The 22095-nt window shown below is 68.6% G+C and carries 21 protein-coding genes; 16 read left to right on the top strand and 5 right to left on the bottom strand.

Translation table 11 applies throughout. The features are described 5' to 3' along the window. The first annotated feature begins 156 nt into the window (after positions 1-156). The 4 genes from nth to FFS52_RS01940 are packed head-to-tail and all read left to right on the top strand — an operon-like array spanning position 157 to position 3570. Positions 157-846 carry an endonuclease III gene (gene nth / locus FFS52_RS01955; RefSeq protein WP_249356304.1) on the top strand — a complete coding sequence of 230 codons (690 nt, stop codon included), beginning with the start codon at positions 157-159 and terminating at the stop codon, positions 844-846. Beyond that, positions 843-1547 carry a TlpA disulfide reductase family protein gene (locus FFS52_RS01950; RefSeq protein WP_065630680.1) on the top strand — a complete coding sequence of 235 codons (705 nt, stop codon included), beginning with the start codon at positions 843-845 and terminating at the stop codon, positions 1545-1547. The genes nth and FFS52_RS01950 overlap by 4 nt, the downstream gene beginning before the upstream one ends. Further along, complete coding sequence (locus FFS52_RS01945; RefSeq protein WP_137808648.1) at positions 1544-2380, top strand: CoA pyrophosphatase; 837 nt, start codon at positions 1544-1546, stop codon at positions 2378-2380. Before FFS52_RS01950 ends, FFS52_RS01945 begins: the two co-directional genes overlap by 4 nt. Continuing rightward, positions 2377-3570: a MarP family serine protease gene (locus tag FFS52_RS01940; protein ID WP_065630682.1), complete on the top strand. Its 1194-nt coding sequence runs from the start codon at positions 2377-2379 to the stop codon at positions 3568-3570. Before FFS52_RS01945 ends, FFS52_RS01940 begins: the two co-directional genes overlap by 4 nt. Here the strand turns inward: FFS52_RS01940 and FFS52_RS01935 are convergent. The 3 genes from FFS52_RS01935 to acs all read right to left on the bottom strand — a co-directional run bounded on the left by FFS52_RS01935 (position 3485) and on the right by acs (position 7171). Beyond that, positions 3485-4549, bottom strand: a complete 1065-nt coding sequence (locus tag FFS52_RS01935; protein WP_137808647.1) for an alpha/beta hydrolase — start codon at positions 4547-4549, stop codon at positions 3485-3487. The genes FFS52_RS01940 and FFS52_RS01935 overlap by 86 nt on opposite strands. 3 nt (positions 4550-4552) lie before the next feature. Further along, positions 4553-5062, bottom strand: a complete 510-nt coding sequence (locus FFS52_RS01930) for a phage holin family protein (RefSeq protein ID WP_065630684.1) — start codon at positions 5060-5062, stop codon at positions 4553-4555. Positions 5063-5230: 168 nt separating this feature from the next. Continuing rightward, positions 5231-7171 carry an acetate--CoA ligase gene (gene acs, locus FFS52_RS01925; RefSeq protein ID WP_065630685.1) on the bottom strand — a complete coding sequence of 647 codons (1941 nt, stop codon included), beginning with the start codon at positions 7169-7171 and terminating at the stop codon, positions 5231-5233. A 394-nt stretch (positions 7172-7565) separates the two neighbouring features. Here acs and FFS52_RS01920 point away from each other — a divergent pair, with 394 nt between their 5' ends. The 9 genes from FFS52_RS01920 (at position 7566) to FFS52_RS01880 (ending at position 14570) form a co-directional block, all read left to right on the top strand. Continuing rightward, complete coding sequence (locus FFS52_RS01920) at positions 7566-8321, top strand: oxidoreductase (RefSeq protein WP_137808646.1); 756 nt, start codon at positions 7566-7568, stop codon at positions 8319-8321. Positions 8322-9277: 956 nt separating this feature from the next. Next, complete coding sequence (ssd, locus tag FFS52_RS01915) at positions 9278-10339, top strand: septum site-determining protein Ssd (protein WP_137808645.1); 1062 nt, start codon at positions 9278-9280, stop codon at positions 10337-10339. Further along, a complete protein-coding gene (locus FFS52_RS01910; protein ID WP_078111775.1) occupies positions 10336-11544 on the top strand; it encodes a TadA family conjugal transfer-associated ATPase in 1209 nt (402 codons plus the stop codon). The genes ssd and FFS52_RS01910 overlap by 4 nt, the downstream gene beginning before the upstream one ends. After that, complete coding sequence (locus FFS52_RS01905) at positions 11541-12392, top strand: type II secretion system protein F (RefSeq protein ID WP_171011525.1); 852 nt, start codon at positions 11541-11543, stop codon at positions 12390-12392. The genes FFS52_RS01910 and FFS52_RS01905 overlap by 4 nt, the downstream gene beginning before the upstream one ends. Further along, positions 12389-13009: a type II secretion system F family protein gene (locus FFS52_RS01900; protein WP_137808644.1), complete on the top strand. Its 621-nt coding sequence runs from the start codon at positions 12389-12391 to the stop codon at positions 13007-13009. The genes FFS52_RS01905 and FFS52_RS01900 overlap by 4 nt, the downstream gene beginning before the upstream one ends. A 35-nt stretch (positions 13010-13044) precedes the next feature. Continuing rightward, positions 13045-13419, top strand: a complete 375-nt coding sequence (locus FFS52_RS01895) for a VOC family protein (protein WP_078111969.1) — start codon at positions 13045-13047, stop codon at positions 13417-13419. 127 nt (positions 13420-13546) lie between these two features. Continuing rightward, on the top strand, positions 13547-13807 hold the full coding sequence (locus tag FFS52_RS01890; RefSeq protein WP_078111772.1) for a DUF4244 domain-containing protein: 261 nt from the start codon (positions 13547-13549) through the stop codon (positions 13805-13807). Then, complete coding sequence (locus FFS52_RS01885) at positions 13807-14202, top strand: TadE family type IV pilus minor pilin (RefSeq protein ID WP_065630535.1); 396 nt, start codon at positions 13807-13809, stop codon at positions 14200-14202. The genes FFS52_RS01890 and FFS52_RS01885 overlap by 1 nt, the downstream gene beginning before the upstream one ends. Next, positions 14199-14570 (top strand): Rv3654c family TadE-like protein, encoded by a 372-nt coding sequence (locus FFS52_RS01880; protein WP_065630534.1) that lies wholly within the window; start codon positions 14199-14201, stop codon positions 14568-14570. The genes FFS52_RS01885 and FFS52_RS01880 overlap by 4 nt, the downstream gene beginning before the upstream one ends. Before the next feature lie 20 nt (positions 14571-14590). Here FFS52_RS01880 and FFS52_RS01875 read toward each other — a convergent pair whose 3' ends face one another. Beyond that, complete coding sequence (locus FFS52_RS01875; RefSeq protein ID WP_137808643.1) at positions 14591-15142, bottom strand: hypothetical protein; 552 nt, start codon at positions 15140-15142, stop codon at positions 14591-14593. Further along, the gene (locus FFS52_RS01870) at positions 15135-17462 is read right to left on the bottom strand and encodes a DEAD/DEAH box helicase (RefSeq protein WP_068970205.1); all 2328 of its coding nucleotides are present in this window, start codon (positions 17460-17462) and stop codon (positions 15135-15137) included. The genes FFS52_RS01875 and FFS52_RS01870 overlap by 8 nt, the downstream gene beginning before the upstream one ends. A gap of 337 nt (positions 17463-17799) precedes the next feature. Here FFS52_RS01870 and FFS52_RS01865 point away from each other — a divergent pair, with 337 nt between their 5' ends. From FFS52_RS01865 to topA, 3 genes are all read left to right on the top strand, one after another. After that, positions 17800-18003 carry a cold-shock protein gene (locus FFS52_RS01865; RefSeq protein ID WP_004022110.1) on the top strand — a complete coding sequence of 68 codons (204 nt, stop codon included), beginning with the start codon at positions 17800-17802 and terminating at the stop codon, positions 18001-18003. A gap of 173 nt (positions 18004-18176) precedes the next feature. Further along, positions 18177-18761, top strand: a complete 585-nt coding sequence (locus FFS52_RS01860) for a hypothetical protein (protein ID WP_137808642.1) — start codon at positions 18177-18179, stop codon at positions 18759-18761. A gap of 185 nt (positions 18762-18946) precedes the next feature. Continuing rightward, a complete protein-coding gene (gene topA, locus FFS52_RS01855; protein ID WP_137808641.1) occupies positions 18947-22045 on the top strand; it encodes a type I DNA topoisomerase in 3099 nt (1032 codons plus the stop codon). Positions 22046-22095 lie beyond the last annotated feature (50 nt).

The raw sequence follows: 22095 nt of genomic DNA, 5'->3' as shown, positions 1-22095 counted from the left end.
GAGTGCTTCGCCCCGTGTCGGGGGCCAGCGGAATCGGGCTTCGCCGTGCGCATCGCTAACCTGAATCAGGTGAGCGCACGCAAGTCTGCGGCCGCGGGACCGACCCCGGCACGCAAGCAGGAGACCCATCTCGGATTGGTCCGGCGCGCTCGGCGGATGAATCGGACCCTCCAGGTCGCCTTCCCGCACGTGTACTGCGAACTCGACTTCACCGACCCGCTCGAGCTCTCGGTGGCGACGATCCTGTCGGCGCAGTGCACCGATGTGCGTGTGAACATGACCACCCCCGCGCTGTTCGCCAGGTATCGGACGGCCGCGGACTATGCCGGGGCGGACCGCACCGAGCTCGAGGAGATGATCCGTCCCACCGGCTTCTATCGGAACAAGGCGAACTCGATCATCGGACTCGGGCAGGCGCTCGTCGAGCGGTTCGACGGGGAGGTCCCGGACAATCTGAAGGATCTGGTGTCGCTGCCCGGGTTCGGGCGCAAGACCGCGAACGTGGTGCTGGGCAACGCGTTCGGTGTGCCCGGCATCACCGTCGACACCCACTTCGGCCGCCTGGTCCGGCGCTGGCAGTGGACCGAGGAGACCGATTCGGTGAAGGTCGAGCACGCGGTCGGCGAGCTGATCGAGCGGCGGGAGTGGACGGACCTGTCGCACCGGGTGATCTTCCACGGCCGACGGGTGTGTCATGCGCGCAAGCCGGCGTGTGGGGTGTGCGTCCTCGCCAAGGACTGTCCGTCGGTGGGCACCGGACCGATGGACAAGACCGAGGCCGCGGCCCTGGTGAAGGGGCCGGAGACCGAGCATCTCCTCGCGCTGGCCGGGATCGCGGCCCCGTGAGCGAACCAAGCGGCCCGGCGTCGCCCCGGGGTTCTCGTTTCCCGCCCGCCGCGCGATGGACCGTGGTCTTCGTGGTCGTGATGATCGCGCTGATCGTGGCGATCTGGCCGCGCGGGGACGATCCGTCGCCGATGTCGAGCGCACCGCCCTCGTCGAGTGGAGTCCGCCCGATCGATGCGCCGGTGGACGAGGCGCGTCTGGCGGAGGCGCGCAGCACCGCCGACCTGCCGGACTGCCCGGTCACCGGACTGCCGGAGTCGCCGGACTCCGTCCTCGACGGCGTCGTCGAACCCTGCTTGAGTACCGGAGCGCCCTACGACCTCGGTGCCTCGACGGCCGGCCGGCCGCTCGTCATCAACGTCTGGGCGCAGTGGTGCGGTCCGTGCAAGACCGAGCTGCCCTACTTCGAGGAGTTCGCCGCGCGGGCCGGCGACCGGGTCACCGTGCTGGCCCTGCACGCCAAGGAAGGCGGTAGCAACCCGTTCTTCCCGCTGACGCTGCTCACCGAGATCGGAGTCCGCTTGCCGTCCGTGCTCGACCTCGACGGAAAGGTGGCCGCGGCCATCAACGCGCCCAGGGTGTTCCCCTCGACCGTCTTTCTTCGACCCGACGGCACGGTTGCCGAGGTCTATCCCGGTGTCTTCGACAGTCCGGAGGAGATCGCCGATTCGGTGGCCGAGCATCTGGGCGTGCGGATATGAGCGGGCGTTCGCGCGCCGATGCGGGACCGCTGGTCCCGAGGGACGAGATCCCGCCGTGGCTGCGGGCGTTGACCGACGATGTCAGCGCCGTCAGGAAAAGCGTCGACAACCGCGGCGGGGATCGATCGCGCTGGGCGTCGATGTTGCCGACCAACTCCCGGTCGGCGGCCGTTCTGATCCTGTTCTCGGGTTCGTGGGAGTCGGCCGACGATCATCCCGGCGGGGTGCCGGCCGACGCCGAGGTCCTGCTGACCGAGCGCGCTCCCACACTTCGCCAGCACAGCGGGCAGGTCGCGTTCCCCGGGGGCGCGGCCGATCCCGGCGACGACTTCCCGGTGGGCACCGCGCTGCGCGAGGCGGCGGAGGAGACCGGCCTCGACGCATCCGGGGTGACGATCCTCGCGACCCTGCCGAGCTTTCCCGTCGGGGTCTCGGGCTTCGACGTCGTCCCGGTGATCGGTTACTGGCACCGCCCGAGCGAGGTGCGCGTCGTCGACCAGGGCGAGACCGCGCGCGTGGACCGGATCAAACTGCGCGAGTTGCTGAACCCGGACAACCGGTTCCAGGTCCGCCGCAAGGCGGTCGGCATCGTCTACAAGGGGCCCGCGTTCTTCGTCGAACAGCTGCTCGTCTGGGGATTCACGGGTGGGCTCATCGCCGCCATCAGCGAGGTGTCCGGCTGGGACCGTCCGTGGGACTCCGCCGACGTTCGTTCGTTGGAGAAGATGATCGAGCTCGCCGGGAGCCGGCAGGAATCCGGGTTCGCGGAGCTGCACCCGGACGACCGCGACGTGGTCGACGCCGGTAACGCCGAGCCCGGAGGTACCCGATGACCGGCTCGACGTGGGTCGACATCATCGTGATCGGCATCGCCCTGCTCGCGGCGGCCAGCGGGTACCGGTCGGGTGCGGTCGCCTCGGCCCTGGCGTTCATCGGAGTCGCACTCGGCGCCGTAGCCGGTCTGCTGCTCGCGCCCCGCCTGATCGAGCAGTTCGACGATCTGCAGGTGCGGGTGCTCGCCGGGATTCTGGTGCTGGTCGTGCTCGTGGTCGTCGGCGAGGTGGCCGGCATGGTTCTGGGACGTGCGGCTCGCGGTGGCATCCGGTCGCCCGGGCTGCGCGCCGTCGACAGCGGAGTCGGCTCGCTCTTGCAGGTGGTCGCGGTGTTGCTGGCCGCGGGCCTGCTGGCGATCCCGCTGCGCGAGTCCGCCGACCCGGCGATCGCCGGGGCGGTTCGGGACTCGAAGGTGCTCACCGGGGTCGACGCGGTGTCGCCGCAGTGGGTCGACGACATCCCGGACGACTTCAAGGCGCTCCTGGACAGTTCGGGACTCCCGAAGCTCCCGTTCGTCAGCACCCCGTCGACGAACGTCGACCCTCCCGATCAGGCGCTGGCCGAACTGCCGGTGGTGACGCAGGCGCGTCCCAGCGTGGTGAAGATCGAAGGCGTGGCACCGAGCTGCCGGCAGGCTCTCGAGGGGAGCGGGTTCGTCGTCTCTCCGGAGCGCGTCATGACGAACGCGCACGTGGTCGCGGGCACCGAACGGCTGGAGGTCCAGACCTCGACGGGGGCGCAGCTCCCGGCGCGCGTCGTGCTCTTCGACAGCGAGAACGACATCGCGGTTCTCGACGTCCCGGGCCTCCGGGCGCCGGCCCTGCGGTTCGCCTCACGCCCCGCGTCGACCGGGGACGACGCCATCGCACTCGGTTTCCCCGAGGCCGGACCGTTCTACGTGAGCCCGCTGCGGGTGCGTGCGGTCTTCGCCCACACCGGTGACGACATCTACCGGACCGGGCAGGTGACCCGTGAGGTCTACGCCGTCCGTGGTCTGATCCGGCAGGGCAATTCGGGTGGACCGCTGCTGAATTCGGACGGCGAGGTGCTCGGTGTGGTCTTCGGTGCGGCCGAGAATGCCGCCGACGAGACCGGTTTCGTGCTCACCGCCCGTCAGGTGCGCTCCGACTTCGACGAATCCGAGCGACGAAGCGAGCGGGTGAGTACGCAACGTTGCGTCCTCGCCTGACCTTGCGGGCCGATCGGCGCGCGCCGTCGGCCGTGGGTGCGGGTTCGTGGCGTAGGAACTCGAGGATGTGCTCGGTCACCGCGGCCGGTTGTTCTTGATGGACGAAGTGGCCGCTGCCCTCGACCTGCCGATACGTCTGGTGCGCGGCCCATCGGTGACTGTCGGCCATCGCGTCGTCGAGGATGTACGGGTCGTCGCGGCCCCGCAGGGCCAGCACGGGGAGATGCAGCCGCTGGTCCATCAGTTCCATGAAGCGGGCGCCGTCGGGTCGGAACTGCGAACGGAACGCCCAGCGCCGGTACTCCAGGCTGCAGTGCGCGACGTTGGGGATCAGCATGGCCGACCGGTTGAGTTCGACGGTGTGCGCGTAGTCGGGTTCACCGCGCCATGGAGCCGACGACCGTTCCGCGAAGTAGTCGGACACGAAGGCCGCGTCGTCGCGGGTGACCTGCCGTTCACCGAGGCGGGGGATCTGGTTGCGCAGGAACAGAGGTAGGAACTGTGTGCGTTGTGCCTTGTCGCGCAACACGCGTCGACGCAGGGCGCGGGGGTGCGGGGACGCGATGACGACGATCCGGTCGACGACGCGCGGGTGCAGCGTGGCGGTCGCCCAGCAGACCAGGCCGCCGTCGGAGTGTCCGATCAGGGTGGCCCGGGTGTGTCCGAGCGCGCGGACGAGGCCGTTGGTGTCGCCGGCCAGGGTCCAGCCGTCGTAGCCGCGCGGCGGTTTGTCGGTGTCGCCGTAGCCGCGGAGGTCGACGGCGACGGCGCGGAAGCCGGCGTCGGTGAGCGCGGTCAGCTGATGTCGCCAGCTCCACCAGAACTCGCCGAAACCGTGGAGCAGCAGCACCAGCGGGCGGTCGTCAGCGGGAACGCCGGCGGGCTGGACGGCGTGGAAACGGACTCCGTTGGCGCGGACGTCGAGATGCTCCCAATCACCCGGGAGACGAACGGTCGAGGGGTCGGGCTCCTCGCTCACGGATCACCCTTCGCGGGCGGGCGGGATTCTCGGGTGCGTGGTGGTGTCGTGCGCCGCGCCGCGGTGGGGCAGGACGGTCGGCAGTTCGTTGACCGTCTCGATCGTCTTCGCGGGTCCGCGCACGCGTTTGAAGAACAGGTATCCGACGAACGCGGCGATCAGGGTGACCGCCACCAGGATGAGGAACACGATGAGGAACGCCAGCCAGCGCCAGACCCACTCGTCGAGCAGTTCGGCGAGGAAGAAAAAGAAGAAGAAGCTCGCGTAGAGCGCCATCACACCGGCGACGATGAGCAGCCCGGTGCCCGCGCCGGCCTTCTTGGCCTCGGTGACCAGCTCGGCCTTGGCGAGCGCGACCTCGGATCGGAACAGGGTGGAGACACTGGCGGTCGCGTCCTTGACCAGGCTTCCGATCGTCGGTTCGCCGTTGCGGCCGGCGTTGGCGTCGGAGAGCGGGATCGACGGGACGGAGTCCCGGCCCGCGTCGGGCAGGCCGTGCTCGTTGGGGCTCACAGAATCCTCCGTTGTTCGGCTGATGGCCATATGTTGCCATGCGCGGGCGATCCGGGTGGCGAGCCACCCGTCGAATGGGGTGGCGAGCCACCCATCGAATGGAGTGGCGCGAAGACGGGCAGGGCCTGCCGACCTCAGGTCGGCAGGCCCTGGAGAACTCGAACGGCCTCAGGCCTTCTTCGCGCGGATCGCTTCGAAGACCGACGGGTCGACGAGGGTGGAGGTGTCGCCGAGTTCGCGGCCTTCGGCGACGTCCTTGAGCAGACGGCGCATGATCTTGCCCGAGCGTGTCTTGGGCAGTTCGGGCACGACGTTGATCTCGCGGGGTTTGGCGATCGGCGAGATCTCCACCGACACCTGCTGGCGCAGTTCGGCGATCAGCTGGTCCCCGGTGTTCTCCACGCCCTCGCGCAGGATGACGAAGGCGACGATGCCCTGGCCGGTGGTCTCGTCGGCGGCGCCGATGACCGCGGCTTCGGCGACACCGGAGTGCCCGACGAGCGCGGACTCGACCTCGGCGGTGGAGATGCGGTGGCCGGAGACGTTCATGACGTCGTCGACGCGTCCGAGGACCCAGAGTGCGTGGTCCTCGTCGTAGCGGGCGCCGTCGCCGGCGAAGTACCAGCCCTGCTCGGCGAACCGTGACCAGTACGTGTCGCGGAAGCGCTCGTCGTCGCCCCAGATCCCTCGCAGCATCGACGGCCACGGCTGGTCGAGCACGAGGTAGCCCTGCTCACCGGCGCCGACCGGGTTGCCCTGGTCGTCGACGATGTTGGCGCTGATGCCGGGCAGGGGCTTCATCGCCGATCCCGGCTTGGTCGCGGTCACGCCGGGAAGCGGCGAGATCATGATGGCGCCGGTCTCGGTCTGCCACCAGGTGTCGACGATGGGTGCGGAGTTGCCGCCGATGACCTCGCGGTACCACTTCCAGGCCTCGGGGTTGATCGGTTCGCCGACGCTGCCGAGCAGCCGGATGCTGGACAGGTCGTGGGCGTCGGGGATCTCCCGTCCCCACTTCATGAAGGTGCGGATCAGGGTCGGCGCGATGTAGTAGATGGTGACGCCGTATTTCTGGATGATCTCGAAGTGGCGGTGTTCGTTGGGGGAGTTGGGGGTTCCCTCGTAGACGACCTCGGTCGCGCCGTTGGAGAGCGGACCGTAGACGAGGTAGGAGTGGCCGGTCACCCAGCCGATGTCGGCGCCACACCAGAAGACATCGCGGCCTTCTTTGTGGTCGAAGACGTAGTGGAACGTGTAGCTGACCTGGGTGAGGTAGCCGCCGGAGGAGTGGACGATGCCCTTGGGCTTGCCGGTGGTGCCCGAGGTGTAGAGCAGGAAGAGTGGGTGTTCGGCATCGAAGGCCTCGGCGTCGTGGGTGTCCGACTGTTCGTCGACGGTGTCTTCCCACCACACGTCGCGGCCTTCGACCCAGTTCAGGTCGGGGTCGTGGTTGGTACGACGCACGACGAGGACCTTCTCGACGGATTCCGCGGCGTCGTCGCCGGTGCCGAGCGCCTCGTCGACCTGGGTCTTCAACGGCGCCGGCTGGCCACGGCGGTACTGTCCGTCGGTGGTGATGACGAGCTTGGCCTCGGCGTCGTCGACGCGGGAGCGCAGCGCTCCGGAGGAGAAGCCGGCGAAGACCACGGAGTGGGTGAGGCCGAGGCGGGCGCAGGCGAGCATCGAGATCAGGGCCTCGGGGACCATCGGCATGTAGATGGCGACGCGATCCCCGGCGACCAGCCCGATGGACGAGAAGTAGTTGGCGGCCTTGCTGACCTCGGCGAGCAGCTGGCTGTAGGTGAGGTCGCGGGTGTCGCCGGGTTCACCGACCCAGTGGATGGCGACGCGGTCGCCCTTGCCTGCGGCGACGTGCCGATCCACGCAGTTGACCGCGACGTTGAGCTTGCCTCCGACGAACCACTTGGCGAACGGGGCGTCGGACCAGTCGAGGGTGGTGGTGAACTCGGTGGCCCAGTCCAGCCGCCGGGCCTGCTCGGCCCAGAACTCGAGGCGGTCGGCATCGGCATGGTCATACATCTCGGCGGTGCCGTTGGCCTGGGCGGCGAACTCGTCGGAGGGAGGAAATGCCTGGACGGTGGAGGACATCGGTGACAAGGGCCTTTCGCTGTCGACGGCGGTCACTCAACAGTAGGGTGACCTGGCGTCAGAACGGGCAATCAGTGTGAGCGTAGTCACGTCGCGGTCCAGGCTGGAACCGTCCGGTATGTGAGCGCGGCCGATTGGCGACGAACGGCGGGTAAGCGGCGACGAGCGGTCGGGATGCCCTCTGGACCGCGCCGACGTCGGGAGCGATGCGTTTCAGTCAGTCAACTGACGAACACCGTGAACAATTACAGGTGCGCATTATCTGAAACGGTGACTAACAATGGATCATCGGCGCCCATTCGGCTGACACCGTGGGTGTCCGAATCCGTAGCCCTGATCGACCGAACCGAGGGCGACCTGGTGAGCGGTCCGCGGCCGCAACTATCGTCGGTTCGTGACCACCGACCCACTGTTGCCCCTGCTGGAGCTGCCCGGCGTCGCCGCCGCCGCCGATCGAGCACGGGATGCCCTCTCCGCAGTGCACCGGCACCCCGCCAACCTGCGAGGATGGGACAAGACCGCCACCGAGGCGTCGTGGCGGGCGGGCCGGTCCTCGGCCGCGATCGACGGCGGAAGTGTCGAGCTCCGACGCGATGGCGACTTCGACGACCCGATTTTGGCCGGCGCGATGCGGGTGTCGCAGGCCCTCGACGGCGATTCGCTGGTCACACTCACCTCGGTGATCCGCCGGGCTCCCGCGCAGGCGCTGGCGAGGTTGCACACCCTCGCCGCCGCGGACCTCGTCGACGACCCGGAAGATCTCGGGCGGCCCCGGAGTGGGACGGATGTCGCCGAACGTCTCAACTTGTTGGGGCAGTTGACAACCGGCGCCACCTCGGTCCCGGCGCCGGTGCTCGTGGCGGTGGTGCACGGCGAGCTGCTGGCAGTGGACGCCTTCCCCGCTGCCAACGGTGTCGTCGCTCGTGCCGCGTCTCGGCTCGTCGGCGCCGCGACCGGGCTGGACCCGCACTGCCTCGGCGTGCCGGAGGTGACCTGGTTCAAGCGGGTCGGCGAGTATCGCACGTTGGCGACGAACTTCGGGGCTGGTACCGAGTCGGGCCTGCGGGACTGGATCATCTTCTGCTGCGAGGCCCTGGAATCCGGTGCGGCCGAGGCGAAGTCGATCGCGGACGCGGCCCGGTCGGGTTAGTCTCGCGCGGTCTCGAACGCGGCCCGGACAGCACTGCGGGCGGCCGCCGGCGTCGTAAACGACGCGGTTGCCGCCCGCGTAGCACGGACTCAAGTTACCAAGCGTGCTTGGTGGGTTGTGGTCACCGCCTCGGCGATTGATCGCGAGTCGGGATTACTGACCGTCCACGTGCTGCCAGCTGTGGGCCATTCCTCTCGGGCCTGGCGCCTCACGAGAGGAAGGCGGTGGCGCATCGAGTGGTGGCGGTCGGTCGTCCTGACTGTGATGTCGCAGGCGCACAACACTTTTGCCATATGCGGCGTGCTCCGCGTGGGTGCTTGCCGCCCGTGCTGGGAAGTGCTCGGCGTGGGGGTCCGTTCCTTCTCTTCCGGATCGAACTTGGCCTTCCGAGATTCCGTAACCACTGTTCTACACCGTGACGCCGATCACATCAAGCGTTCGGCGCCGGAATATTGAGCAACTTGCGGATGGCGACGAAACACTCTGTGACGCAGCATCTTCGACGGAATCCGCCGGCGGTTCGGGGGCGGTGGGTGTCCGGTTAGGGGGTTCGGCGGCCTCGAGCGGGAACGTTGCAAAGACGTTGCGCGATTCGCGAGGCTGAATCGCGATTCCCGAATATGCGCCCGGAACGGGCGTCGCATTCGACCACCTGGTTACTCGGCAGTAGAACGGACATTAGTGAATGGGATTGTTGTGCTTGCAAATAAACCAAAACCGTGTGTATAGTCATCGGTACCCGGTTCTCATACCGTCACGTTTCAGCCCGACCCCCCGGGGCTGAAACGTGACGACCCCGGCCTCCTCCCCCCCTGGCCGGGGTTGTCCTCTGTCTGGGGTCTTTTGTATCCCGAGACCCCGCCGGTCGCGAGAGTCTGTCCACAGCCTTCGTCGCCGTCCCCAACCGCCCGCGATCCCAAGCGTCGGAATGCCGCACCTGCCGCATGATCGGCTGCATGCCCGATGAACTCCTGGTTCTCGTAGATCCCGACCTCCACGACGACGTCGCTCGCTGCGCCGCCGCAGCCGGATACCACGTCCTCAACGCGCCGGCGGACGATTGCCGTCGCGAATGGCTGACCGCCCGGGCCGTCGCGGCCGACCCGTCCGCGATCGCTGTTCTCGACCGGGTGCGCCCACCTCGGCGACCCGGTCTCGTACTGGTGAGTGCGGCCGAACCGGGAGCACACGTCTGGCGGATGGCGATGGAACTGGGTATCGAAGACGCATCGACGCTCCCGGCCGACGAAGGACGCCTCGTCCGGGTGCTGACGGAGTGCCGGGTGCCCAGACGCCGACCCGCGGGTGTCGTGGCGCTCATCGGTGCTCACGGTGGTGCCGGGGCGTCGACCCTGGCCGCGGCGGTTGCGCTGACGTCGGCAGGTGCCGAGTCGCCCACGCTGCTGCTCGACCTCGACGACATGGGCGCCGGAGCCGATCTCCTGCTGGGCATCGAGCGCCGCCGCGGGCTGCGGTGGCAGGATCTCTCGCTCGATGGCGGCGTCGTCGGCGGTACGGCGCTCCACCAGGCGCTGCCGAGCGCGGGCGAGGGCCTGGCGGTGTTGACCTCACAACGCCGGCCGAGCGCCGGGTTGAGTGTCGAGGCGGTCACCGCGGTGATCGACGCGGGGCACACCCATGGTGATCTCGTCGTGCTCGACCTGCCCCGGTCCGACGCGCCGGTGGTGCGCGCCGCGATCGCGTCCTCCGATGTCGTGGTGGTGGTGACCACGCCCACCGTCGGCGGATGCGCCGCGGCTCGACGCATCGTCGACCGTGTCGTCGGTGACGAGGTGGCCGTCGAGCTGGTGGTGCGCGGCCCGTCGCCCGGCGGGTTGCGTCCGCAACAGGTCGCCGATGCCATCGGACTCCCACTGCTCGCCGCCTATCGGCCGGAGCCCCGTCTCGCGGGGCGGCTGGAGGGTGGTCCGTTGCGGTTGCGACGCCGCAGTCCGCTCGGACGCGCGGCGCACACCGTGCACGCCAGAGTCGCCGAGCGCCGACAGCGTGCGTCGTGACCCAGGCGCGAATCGACGGGCCGGCCGACGAGGCGCTGTTGGACCGGGTTCGCTCGCGACTGGCCGCCGACGCGGCCGACCCGAGTCCGGCCGTCATCGCCGACGCGATCCGCGCCGAGGCCGGGGGAGTGCTGGGTGACACCGACCTGCTCGCCGCCCTCCGCTTCCTGCAGACCGAGCTGACCGGAGCGGGCAAGCTCGAGCAACTCCTCGCCGAACCCGACATCGCCGACATCCTGGTCGCCGGTCCCGACGAAGTCTGGGTCGACCGCGGATCCGGACTCGAGCAGACGACGATCCGCTTCCCGGACGAGGCGTCGGTACGCCGCCTCGCGGGTCGGCTGGCCCTGGGCGCCGGGCGGCGGCTCGACGACGCCCAGCCCTGGGTCGACGGGCAGCTGTCGAACGTCGGTCGGCGCGGATACACCGTGCGGCTGCACGCGATCATCCCGCCGCTTGCCGCGGACGGTACATGTATCTCCTTGCGGGTCCTGCGTTCGGCATCCAAGGATCTGCCGAGCCTCGTCGAGAGCGGCGCGATCCCGTCCGAGGTGGTGCCGATCATCGGGGACATCCTTCGGAACCGCCTGGCATTTTTGGTGATCGGCGGTACCGGGACCGGCAAGACGACCCTGCTCAACGCATTGATCGGAGCGATGGATCCGCGTGAGCGGGTCGTCTGCGTCGAAGATGCGCTCGAACTGGCCCCGCGCCATCCGCAGGTGGTGAGGTTGGTCGCGCGCGCGTCGAATGTCGAAGGCGTGGGCGAGGTGCCGGTGCGGACCCTGGTCCGTCAGGCACTTCGGATGAGACCCGACCGGATCATCGTCGGAGAGGTTCGCGGCGGTGAGGTCATCGACCTCCTCACCGCGCTGAACACCGGGCACGACGGGAGTGCCGGCACGGTCCACGCGAACTCGACGTCGGAGGTGCCGGCGCGGATGGAGGCCCTCGCCGCCCTCGGAGGCATGGCCCGCGACGCTCTCCACAGTCAGCTGGGTGCCGCACTGCAGGTGGTGCTCGGCGTGGCGCGCAACGCGGGCGGGACCCGCGGACTCGCCGAGGTCGGGGTCGTCCGGCGCGACGACGCCGGACGCGTGACCATCGTGCCGATCTGGTTGCGGAACAGCGGATTCACGGCGGAGCGCGATCACTTCGACCGGTTGGTCGCCGGGCGTGGGCCGGTGTCGGGGGACCGACGATGATGTCCACGCCGGTCGCCGTCGCGCTGGTCGTGGGAGCCGTGGGCGTCGCGCTGCAGCTGTCGGCCGCGCCGCGAGCGAGACACCGACTCCATACGGTGTCCGGACAACCCCGCCCCGCCCGGAGATCGGCACCGGCCGTGCTGATCCCGATGACGGTCCCGTTCGGGGCGCTCCTGATCGGCGGACTGGCGGCCGCCGTCGCTGCCGCGATCGTTGTGACCGTCGTGCTGTGGGTACGTCGGCGGCGGTCGGCCGAGAAGCGCCTCGTCCGCCAGTCGGATGACTTGCTCCTGGGGCTGTCGCTGATGATCGCCGAACTGTCGGTGGGCGCGCCACCGGTCCGGGCCTGCGAGGTCGCGGTCGCCGAACTCCGTCGTCGCGAGCCCCATGACCCGGCCACCGGAGCGGAGATCGCGAACGGGTTGGAGTCGATGGCGTTCCGGGCCGCCCTGGGCGGGTCGGTGATCGACCCGGTGTCCGGGGCCGGCCTGGCGGGCAGGGTCTCGGGCGAGGCGTCCTGGCGTCGTATCGGCGTGGCCTGGCAGATCGCCGAGGACCGCGGCCTGCCGATGGTCGACCTGCTCGGTGCAGTGCGTTCGGATCTTCAGGCGCGGCGTGGCTTCGCGGATCGGACGCGAGCCGGACTGTCCGGACCGCGGGCGACGGCGGCGGTCCTCGCCGGTCTGCCATTGCTCGGGATCGCCCTGGGTCAGGCGACCGGTGCGGGTCCGATCCAGGTCCTCCTCGGCGGTGGCCTGGGTGGGATCCTGCTGGTGGTCGGGTGCGCTCTGGTCGCCGCGGGGATCGGCTGGTCCGAGCGCATCACCGGCAAGGTGCTGGCACGATGATCGCCGGCGGCCTCACCGGCACGGCGTGTTCGGCGGTGCTGCTCGCGGCCGCGCTGTGGATCTGGCCCGCGCCGCGCTGGCTGCTCTATCGGGTGACCGATCCGCCGCCGCCCGATCGCACGCCGTGGTGGCTCGGTGCCGGTCCCACCGCCGACGACCCGTTCGCGGTCGCGGCGGCCTTCGATCTGTTCGCGGTGTGCCTACGCGCCGGTCTGCCGGTGGGGACCGCGGCCTCGGTGGTCGCCGAACGCGCGCCGGCGTCGATGGCGGCGCCCCTCGCTCACGTCGCCGACCTGCTGCAGCTGGGCGCCGATCCGGACGCGGCATGGTCGGCCCTGCTCGACGGACCGGACGGCGAGACGTCCGACGACCATCTCGATGCACTCGCCGCGATGGCGCGCCGGTCGGCGCGGGCCGGCTCGTCGCTGGCGGGCGGTCTCGCCGAACTCGCCGATGATGTTCGACGCCGGGCGCACGACGACGCACTCGCCGCCGCCGAACGGGCCGGTGTCGCGATCAGCGGCCCGCTCGGACTGTGCTTCCTGCCCGCGTTCATCTGTCTCGGGATCGTCCCGGTCGTCGTCGGGCTCGCCTCGTCGGTTCTGGGTTCGATCTGACGTATCTGTCGGTGCGACGACGCAGAATGTTCTCCATGACCGACTCCGGGCACCGACACCATGCCATCGACTACATCGAACTCACCGTCACCGACTCGGCCGCGGCGCAGGCGTTCTACGCGGCTGCGTTCGGCTGGCAGTTCAACGACTACGGTCCCGCATACGCGGGAATCGCGAATCCGGGCGGCCCGGACCTGCCCGAGGTCGGGGGTCTCGCGACGAGCGAGGTCGCGGCCGTACGCGGTGGTCCCCTGGTGCTGCTCTACTCCGACGATCTCGACGCCTCAGCGGAGCGGGTGCGCGCGGCGGGTGGCGAGATCGTGAACGGCCCCTATGCTTTCCCCGGTGGTCGTAGGTTCCACTTCACCGATCCCAGCGGCAACGAACTCGGGGTGTGGTCGACCTCGTAACTGACGATCGTCCGGGTTTGCGCCGGAACGGCATGGTCGGCAAATCCGAGGGATCCGAACGGCGACGCGCTGCGTCCAAGTACGTGCAACACCGTTCACTCGGTTCCATCGACTCCCAGGAGAGACCATGTCACGCACCATGTTCCGGACCCACGACGCCACCCAGGCCGCGGCGCCGCACGATCGAAGCGATGTGATCGGACGTCTCGGCGCGCACATGACGCGCCTGATGACCGACGAGGAAGGCATGTCCACGGCGGAGTACGCGATCGGCACCATCGCCGCGGCGGCGTTCGGGGCGATCCTCTACACGGTCGTCACCGGTGACAACATCGTGAGTGCCCTGACGGGCATCATCGGAAAGGCGCTCAACACCTCGGTCGGTTGATGAACCGCCGAAAGTGGCTGCGACGCCTGCTCGCCGACGAATCAGGCATGGTGACGGTCGAGGCCGCGTACGCGATCGCCGCGATCGTCGTCATGGTGCTCATCGCCGTGGGTGCGGTCGCCGCGGTGACCACCCAGATCCGCTGTACCGATGCGGCGCGCGAGGTGGCTCGCCTGTCCGCTGCGGGTGATGCTTCGGGGCGCGAGGTCGCGCAACGGCTGGTCGGAGACGGTGCGCGCGTGTCGATCTCGGATGCGGACGATCGGGTCGTCGTGGTCGAGGTCCGATCGGGTGTGGCGATGCTGCCGGGTCTCACGGTGTCGGCCCGGGCGGTCGCGGCCAAGGAGCCGACAGGTGCGGATCAGGTGGTGTTCGCGCCGGGGGTGGGGCCATGACGCGCCGTCGTGGGCTGATCGCCGACGACGACGGTCACGCAACGGTGTTGGGCGCATTCGTGATCGCGGCGCTGGCTGCGGTTCTCGTGATGGTGATCTATGTCGGGGCAGCGGTGCTCGCCCGCCACCGCGCCCAGTCGGCGGCCGATCTGTCCGCTCTGGCCGCGGCGATCGAGCATGCCGCGGGTGAGCCGAATCCATGCGCGGCGGCACGAGATCTGAGCCGCCGACAGGACTCGGGGGCCGAGCTCGTGGAGTGCCGTACCGCCGGAGACGATGTGGTGGTGACGGTTCGGGTGCCGGTGGCACTCGGGAGCTTCGGGACGAGCGACGCCACCGCCCAGGCGCGCGCGGGACCGGTGGACTGACCCCGTGCCGAAGGGCGGCCCTACCCGAGACCGTCGGATTCGACGGAGATCCGCTTGGGGTACACCCGGATGGACTGCATGGGCGCGAACCACAATTGGTGGAAGTGCACGTCGGTGTCGCCGCGATAGGCGAGTTCGAGCGCATCGGTCCCGGTGTTCAGCGGAATCCACGATCGGGCGGCCCGGACGAACGACGACCAGTGGATGAGTTCCCCCTCGGTGAGGAAACCGCCTGCTGCTGCCCAGGTTTCACCGGAGTGGGCATCGGTGGACGCCAGATAGACCTCACCGAGGGAGGCGGTGACCCGCGGACCGACCATCGCCGTCTGCAGATACCACTGTGCCGTGGTCACGACATCGGTGAAACCTCCGGAACGGGCCGCGCACCAGGCGTAGTGGAGGTCCAGGGCGTCGAGCGCCTCGTCTTCATAGAAGAACACGTCGCGCTCGCCGATGGACGACGGCAACTGGTCGGTGTTCTGCGTCGGGCGGGCGAGCAGGAAGAAGGCACGAGAGGGTCGGGTGACCTGACGATACGTGTGGGTCCCCCGGTCGGATGCCTCGTCATGCATGGGCCAAGTATTCCCGACGGAGAAGATCCAGGACGGCTACTGCGCCATTCTTGTCGAGCGGATCGTTACCGTTGCCGCATTTGGGACTCTGGACGCAGGATGGGCAACCGCTCTCACAACCGCAGCTGGCCACGGCGTCTCGGGTGGCGTCGATCCAGGTCAGGAACGCCGAATGCCCGCGTTCGGCGAAACCGGCACCGCCCATGTACCCGTCGTAGACGAAGACCGTCGGCAGACCGGTGTCCGGGTGGAGGTCGGTCGAGAGTCCACCGATGTCCCACCTGTCGCAGGTCGCAACCAGAGGGAGGAGGCCGATGGCCGCGTGTTCCGCGGCGTGCAACGAACCGGGCAACCGGGTCTCGTCGACACCGGCGTCGGCGAGTGCCTCCGGTGTGAGGGTGTACATCACGGCGCGGGTGCTCAGGGTCTGCTCGGGCATGTCGAGCTCGACGGCGTCGAGCACCTCTCCGGTGCGCAACGTGCGCAGGTAACCGACGACCTGATGGGTGACGTCGACCTCCACGAATGCGACCGTCAGCGGGCCGAATCGCCGGCTCGCGAGCGTCGCGGTGATGCTGATGTCCGTCGTCTCCCGCGCCGACGTCGTCCAGTCCGGGTCCTCCGGATGCGCCAGCGCGAGACCGTCGTCGAGATCGAGCTCGTCGACGAGATAGGTCTCGCCCTGGTGAATGTGGACGGCGCCGGGGTGCACCGTCGACATGGCCCGGCCGGTGTCGACGGTACCGAGCAGCTGCGACGTCGTGGTGTCGACGATCAGGACCTGCCCGCCGATGCCGCCGCGGATGTCGACGTCGGCGTGGGGTTCGGTTCCGGCCGTGACGTACCAGCCGGACTTACGTTTGCGCAGCAGGCCGTCGGCGGCCAGGTCCTGCGCCACGTCGCGGGCGTTCCAGGCGTCGATCTCGCTGTCCGACAGCGGTTTCTCCATGGCGGCGCACAGCAGGTGCGGACCGAGGATGTACGGGTTGGCGGGGTCGGTGACCGTGGCCTCGACGGGTTTGCCGAGGAGTGACTCCGGATGATGCACGAGGTAGGTGTCGAGCGGGTCGTCGCGGGCGACGAGCACGACGAGTGAGTCGCCGGACTCGCGCTGGCGTCCCGCGCGCCCGGCCTGCTGCCAGAACGAGGCGACCGTTCCGGGGTACCCGCTGACGATCACGGCGTCGAGTCCGCTGATGTCCACGCCGAGTTCGAGCGCATTGGTGGTGGCCACGCCCAGCAGTTCGCCGTCGGAGATGGCCTTCTCCAGACGTCGCCGATCGTCGGCCAGGTATCCCGCCCGGTACGCGCCGATCCGGGACTCGAGCTCGGGGGCGCTCTGTGACAACAGGTGTCGTGCGCTGAGTGCGGTCAGTTCGACGCCCCGCCGGCTCCGGGCGAAACACAGTGTACGAGCACCTTCCACCACGAAATCGGCCAGCAGTCGGGCGGATTCAGCGCCGGCCGAGCGTCGGACGGGTGCACCGTTCTCGCCGGTGACCACCGGCAGGAAATCGGGCTCCCAGAGGGCGACGGTCCGCTCCCCGCGGGGAGATGCGTCCTCGGTCACCGCGACGGCCGGTTCACCGATCAACCGGCCCAGCGCCTCGGCCGGTTCGGCGACCGTCGCACTCGCGCCGATGACGACCGGATCGGCACCGGCGGCCCGCGCGATCCGCAGCAGACGCCGCATCACCAGGGCGGTGTGAGACCCGAACACGCCTCGGTAGTGGTGACATTCGTCGACGACGATGAACCGCAGATGCCGGAAGAACTGACGCCATCGGTGGTGATGGGACAGGATGCCGATGTGCAGCATGTCGGGGTTGGTGAAGATCCAGCGCGAATGGGCGCGCGCCCACTGCCGGATCTCGGGGTCGGTGTCGCCGTCGTATGCGCACGGCTGGAGGTGCCCGAACTCCGGTCGCCCGGCGATGATCGAGGACACCGCCCGGATCTGGTCGGCCCCGAGAGCTTTTGTCGGCGCGAGGTATAACGCGGTCGCATTCTTTTCGTTCAGAAAAGAAGTGAGAATGGGCATTTGATACGACATCGATTTGCCCGATGCGGTCCCGGTGCAAATAGCCACATGATTGCCGCGGAATGCGGCGTCGGCCGCGCGCGCCTGGTGAGTCCACACCTTCTCGATGCCGTTGTCGGCGTAGGCGTCGATCAGGGGCTGCGGCACCCACTCCGGCCAGGCGTCGAAAGATGGTGAGCGCGATGGGATTACCGAGAGGTGGGTGAGCGGGGAGGGGTCGGCGTCGGACCCCGCGAGGGTGCGGGCCAACAGGCCTGTCCCGAATGTGGAGTACTGCATCTTCTGGTGAGAACTCTTCGAAATAGTGTTGCAGCGACGGGTCTCCGACCTGCGTCGATGTTACCGGCTGGTGTCGTTGGTCTGAAGTTTGACGAGGTTTTGACTCACTTTGGTTCGTGTGACTATCGCTGGGGGGCCGAACATGATTGACTGGTTCCGGCCGCAGCTTTCGCGACCCACCGCCCGGTGGGCGACAAGCATGTTGCAGCCGTGGTACTGAGGTTAGTTTGGCGGATCGATGCAGATCTTCGCGGGGCTCTTTGAGGTATGGCGGTCGACCGGCCACGACACGATGACCCATCGTGTCGCGACAGTTGATATGTAAAGGATTGCAAGAATGGCACAGGGAACTGTGAAGTGGTTCAACGCGGAAAAGGGCTTCGGCTTCATCGCGCCTGATGAGGGTTCCGACGACGTGTTCGTCCACTATTCCGAGATCCAGGGATCCGGTTTCCGCACCCTCGAGGAGAACCAGCGGGTCGAGTTCGAGGTCGGTCAGGGCACCAAGGGGCCGCAGGCCACCGGCGTCCGCGCTGTCTGAGAAGACCCGCGTGTGACTGCACCAAGCAGTCGGGGCAAACCACCGCTCCCGTTTCGATTCGTCGAGGCGGGAGCGGTTTGTTGTCTGGCTCCCGTTCCGCAGCGCTCCGCGCGTCGCGAACGCGCCACCTGAACCGCCCACCTATTTCCGAGACACAGCACTAGTCTCGAATCGTGGGCCAGTTGTCGTTTTTCTCCGCGGAGACCGAACAGCCCGCGTACGCCGACCTCGCGGGGCTGCTCGCGGCGCACGGACAGGCCGTCCGCTCCGAAACCGGTACGCGGGTCTCGATCGTGGTCGCCGACCGCTGGCGGGCAGAGCAGATCGTCGTCGAGATGCGTGCGGCCGGCCTCGAAGCCGAGTCGACGGTCTCGGACGAGGGCACGCCGCTGGCCCGGACCGCGCCCTGCCATGAACTCGATCCCCTGCACGCGGCCTGGTCCGCGGGAGCGGTCAAGGCGATGCCCCCCGGCTGGGTTCCGAGTTTCCGGGCCCTGCGCCTGTGGGTGATCGCCGCCGGTCACTCGGATGCCGGCCGCTACCAGCTCGGATTGGATCCCCACGCTCCGGAGTCGCACGCGGCACTCGCCACGGCGCTGATGCGGGTCGGCATCGCACCAACCCTCGTCGGTACGCGCGGGCATTCCCCGGCCCTGCGGATCGCAGGCCACCGGCGCCTGTCCCGGTTGCACGAGTACGTCGGCGTCCCGCCCTGTGTCGAGGCCGTCGCCGACTGGCCTCCGGTCGACGAGCATTAGTCATCCCGCATTCGAGCCGTTGAGCTGCTACAACGGGTCGGAACGGTGTCGGATCGGTCACCTCGCCGGGTCCGAGACGGAATTCAGATGTGCAAACGGCGCTATACATAAGGTACAAACCCATCGAACACACCTGAACTGACACGCAGGAACGTTCTCCACCCAGTCAACCGAAGGACGCCCCGGTGGCAGAGACCAGCACCGCATCCCGCTCGAACAGGGGTATTCGACGCCTCGTGATCGTCGAGTCCCCGACCAAGGCCCGCAAGATCGCCGGGTACCTGGGGGCGAACTATGTGGTGGAGTCCTCCCGAGGGCACATCCGCGACCTCCCGCGCGGTGCCGCCGACGTGCCGGCCAAGTACAAGGGGCAGTCCTGGGCACGTCTCGGCGTGAACGTCGACGAGAACTTCGAGCCGCTGTACGTGGTGTCGCCTGACAAGAAGTCGACCGTCAGCGAACTCAAGTCGCTGATGAAGGACGTCGACGAGCTCTACCTCGCCACCGACGGTGACCGCGAGGGGGAGGCGATCGCCTGGCATCTCCTCGAGACCCTCAAGCCGAAGATCCCCGTCAAGCGCATGGTGTTCCACGAGATCACCGAGCCGGCCATCCGGGCGGCTGCCGAGAACCCGCGTGACCTCGACATCGACCTCGTCGACGCGCAGGAGACCCGACGCATCCTCGACCGCCTCTACGGCTACGAGGTGTCGCCGGTGCTGTGGAAGAAGGTCATGCCGAAGCTGTCGGCGGGCCGTGTGCAGTCGGTGGCGACGCGCATCATCGTCGAGCGGGAGCGCGAGCGCATGGCGTTCGTGTCGGCCGAGTACTGGGATATCTCCGCGACGATGGACGCGAGCGCGGAGAGTGCGGACAGCTCCAATCCGCAGACCTTCAAGGCGCGGCTGGTCAACGTCGACGAAGCCCGGGTCGCCACGGGACGCGACTTCGAGTCGACGGGTGTCCTGAAGAGGTCCGACGGCGTCATCGTGCTCGACGCCGACCGCGCCGAGAGTCTGGCCACCGGCCTGCGAGGTGCGGGGATGACCGTCACCTCGGTCGAGGAGAAGCCCTACACGCGCCGTCCGTACGCGCCGTTCATGACCTCGACGCTGCAGCAGGAGGCCGGCCGCAAGTTGCGGTTCACCTCCGACCGCACGATGCGGATCGCGCAGCGGTTGTACGAGAACGGCTTCATCACCTACATGCGTACCGACTCGACGAGCCTCAGCGAGTCGGCGATCAACGCCGCCCGCGCCCAGGCCCGCGAGCTCTACGGCGACAACTTCGTCCACCCGACGCCGCGTCAGTACACCCGCAAGGTCAAGAACGCCCAGGAAGCTCACGAGGCGATCCGACCCGCCGGTGAGACCTTCCGTACCCCCGGCCAGGTGGCCGGGCAGCTCGAGGCCGACGAGTTCCGCCTGTACGAACTGATCTGGCAGCGCACGGTCGCGTCGCAGATGGCCGACGCCAAGGGCACCACTCTGAGCCTGCGTATTGCCGGTACCGCCTCTTCCGGAGAGCGCTGCACCTTTGCCGCGTCAGGTCGCACGATCACCTTCCCGGGCTTCCTGTCGGCCTACGTGGAGACGGTCGACGAGCTCAGCGGCGGCCAGGCCGACGACGCCGAGAACCGGTTGCCGCAGCTCACCGAGGGGCAGTCGCTGACGGCCACCGACCTGACGGCCGACGGTCACTCCACCAACCCGCCCGCGCGGTTCACCGAGGCGTCGCTGGTGAAGGTGCTCGAGGAACTCGGGATCGGCCGACCGTCGACGTATGCGTCGATCATCGGCACCATCCAGGACCGCGGGTACGTGGTCAAGAAGGGCAACGCCCTGGTGCCGTCGTGGATCGCATTCGCGGTCGTCGGTCTGCTGGAGGCGTACTTCCAGAGCCTCGTCGACTACGACTTCACCGCGACCCTCGAAGACGACCTCGATCAGATCGCCACGGGTAACGAGAACCGCACGAAGTGGTTGTCGGAGTTCTACTTCGGCGATGATCACCAGGGTGCCGACGGTGAAACCCGTTCCGCCCACTCGGCAATCGCGCAATACGGCGGTCTGAAGAAGCTCGTCGGCGTCAATCTCGAGGAGATCGACGCACGGCAGGTCAACTCCATCCGTCTGTTCAACGACGAAGAGGGCCGCCCGATCTACGTGCGGGTCGGCCGTTACGGGCCGTATCTCGAGCGCAATGTCGCCGCGGACGGTGCGGAAGAGGATCTGCAGCGCGCCAACCTGCCCGCTGACATCACCCCGGACGAGTTGACCCTCGCGGTCGCCGAAAAGCTCTTCGCGACACCGCAAGAGGGGCGTTCGCTCGGTACGGACCCCGCCACCGGTCACGAGATCGTCGCCAAGGAAGGACGTTTCGGTCCGTACGTGACCGAGGTCCTGCCGTCGGACGACGATGACGACGACGGGGACACGCCCGCAACCATTCCCGCGGGCCCGACGCCGCGTGACGGCGGGTCGGGGGGCGGTACCGGAGGTTCGGACGCCGCCGACGGCGACGTCGTCCCGCTCGACTCGCCCGGCGGGGGCACGGCCACCAAGACGAAGCCGGCGGCGAAGAAGACCGCGAAGAAGGCGGCGAAGAAGGCCGGTCCCAAGCCGCGTACGGGCTCGCTGTTCAAGACGATGGACATCTCGACGGTCACGCTCGAGGACGCTCTGAAGCTGCTGTCGCTGCCGCGCGTCGTCGGCGTCGACCCGGAGTCGGGCGACGAGATCACCGCGCAGAACGGCCGGTACGGCCCGTATCTCAAGAAGGGCTCGGACTCGCGGTCCCTCGGCACCGAGGAGCAGCTCTTCGAGATCACCCTCGACGAGGCGCTGAAGATCTACTCGGAGCCCAAGCGTCGCGGTCGTCAGGCCGCCGCGCCGCCGTTGCGTGAGCTCGGCAAGGACGACGAGGTCAGCGGCAAGCCGATGGTCATCAAGGACGGTCGGTTCGGACCGTACGTGACCGACGGCGAGACCAACGCCAGCCTGCGCAAGGGCGACGAGGTCGCCTCGATCACGCCGGAGCGCGCGATGGAGTTGCTCGCCGATCGTCGGGCTCGTGGCCCGGCCAAGAAGGCTGCCAAGAAGACCACGAAGAAGGCGGCGGCGAAGAAGGCCCCCGCCAAGAAGGCCCCCGCCAAGAAGGCAGCGGCCAAGAAGACGGCGGCGAAGAAGACCGCAGCCAAGAAGACGACGGCGAAGAAGACCGCAGCCAAGAAGTCGACCGCCAAGAAGACGGCGGCCAAGAAGGCGACGCCGGACGCCGAGTAAGAGCGCTCAATAATCGCTAATCGCTGGGGCAAGCGACGGCGAGTCCCTGC

It is taken from the genome of Gordonia sp. ALPHA1B1 (genome assembly GCF_005502615.1).
Classification (GTDB): Bacteria; Actinomycetota; Actinomycetes; order Mycobacteriales; family Mycobacteriaceae; genus Gordonia; species Gordonia hongkongensis.
Note: the sequence above shows the minus strand (reverse complement) of the source record. Positions and strands in the feature narration are given on the sequence as shown.